Source organism: Dietzia sp. DQ12-76 (assembly GCF_014145045.1).
Classification (GTDB): domain Bacteria; phylum Actinomycetota; class Actinomycetes; order Mycobacteriales; family Mycobacteriaceae; genus Dietzia.
This window is the reverse complement of record NZ_JAALDV010000444.1, coordinates 1-1,623: the sequence shown is the minus strand read 5'-3', so window position 1 is coordinate 1,623 and position 1,623 is coordinate 1. Positions and strand designations below refer to the sequence as shown.

At 70.8% G+C, this 1,623-nt stretch carries 1 protein-coding gene and 1 pseudogene; both read right to left on the bottom strand.

Translation table 11 applies throughout. From position 1 onward, the window contains the following. Positions 1–188, bottom strand: a pseudogene (locus tag G6019_RS14430) (hypothetical protein); the annotation flags it as partial. Beyond that, positions 181–1,557: a phosphomannomutase/phosphoglucomutase gene (locus G6019_RS14425; RefSeq protein ID WP_107758003.1), complete on the bottom strand. Its 1,377-nt coding sequence runs from the start codon at positions 1,555–1,557 to the stop codon at positions 181–183. The pseudogene G6019_RS14430 and the gene G6019_RS14425, both read right to left, overlap by 8 nt. Between the last annotated feature and the right edge of the window lie 66 nt (positions 1,558–1,623).

Here is a 1,623-nt window from a genome sequence, read left to right as displayed (position 1 = left end):
AGTGACCGCGGCCGGAACCCCACCAGGCCCTCCAGGGCCCCGGCGTCCACGGCGGTCGCGACCGACCGGAGTTGGGCACCGGCCATCGACGCGTGGAGCAGTGCGCCGGTGGCGTCGGACGAGCGGAGGGCCTCGGCGTCGTCCAGATCGACCCGGCCCGCCCCCGTGTCGCTGGTGAGGTCAGGCACGGACGATCGCGAGGACCTCGTCGACGACTGCGGCGACGCCCTCCCTGGTGGGCGCCTCCGCGTTGAGACGCAGCAGCGGTTCGGTGTTCGAGGCCCGGAGGTTGAACCACGCGCCGTCCCCGAGGTCGACCGTGACCCCGTCGAGGCGGTCGACCGACACGGCGCGACCGGCGAACGCGTCGACGACCTCCTCCATGCGGGCCACCTGCGCCTCCGCGGAGTCCAGGGTCGAGTTGATCTCCCCCGACGCGGCGTACCGGGTGTACTCCGCCATCACCTGCGAGAGCGGGGCGTCCTGTTCCCCCAGCGCGGCGAGGGTGTGCATCGCGGCGAGCATCCCCGAGTCGGCCCCCCAGAAGTCGCGGAAGTAGTAGTGCGCCGAGTGCTCACCGCCGAAGACGGCACCGGTGTCGGCCATCTGCGCCTTGATGAAGCTGTGACCGACGCGGGTCCGGACCGCCACGCCGCCCTTCTCCTCGACCAGCTCGGGGACGGCCCGGGAGGTGATGAGGTTGTAGATGATGGACGCGCCGGGCTCCTTGTCGAGTTCACGCCCGGCCACCAGCGCGGTGATGGCCGACGGGGCGACCGGCTCACCCCGCTCGTCCACCACGAAGCAGCGGTCCGCGTCGCCGTCGAAGGCGAGGCCGATGTCCGCTCCGCTCTCCCGGACCAACGCCTGGAGGTCGACCAGATTGGCCGGCTCGAGGGGGTTGGCCTCGTGATTGGGGAAGTTGCCGTCGAGCTCGAAGTACAGGGGCACGATCTCCAGTGGTAGGCCGCTGAGGACCGCGGGCACGGTGTGGCCACCCATCCCGTTGCCGGCGTCGACCGCCACCTTGAGACGTCGGATGCCCGAGAGGTCGACCAGGTCACGCAGGTACCCGCCGTACCCGTCCAGGACATCACGCTCGGAGACCGTGCCGGCGTCACCGTCGTACGCGGGTACACCCTCGACGAGCTCGTCGGCGATCGTGCGGAGGCCGGACTCCTGACCGACCGGCTTGGCGCCCGCCCGGCAGAGTTTGATCCCGTTGTAGCGGGCCGGGTTGTGACTGGCGGTGAACATGGCGCCCGGGCAGTCGAGCATCCCGGAGGCGTAGTAGAGCTGATCGGTCGAGGCGAGGCCGATCGTCACCACGTCGAGCCCCTGGGACGTGACGCCGTCGCCGAACGCCCTGGACAGCGCCGGGGAGGAGTCCCGCATGTCATGGCCCACCACGACGGTGCCCGACCCCTCGGAGCGCATCAGCCGGGCGAACGACGCGCCGACCTCGCGGACGAAATCCTCGTCGATCTGCTCACCCACGACGCCGCGGACGTCGTAGGCCTTGATGACTGCTCGGACGGACTCGGCGGTGCGTGGCACGTGCTGCTCCAGGGATGAGAGGCGGTCGGACGGTGTCATCCGTCGACCCTACCCGCCGCATTCCCA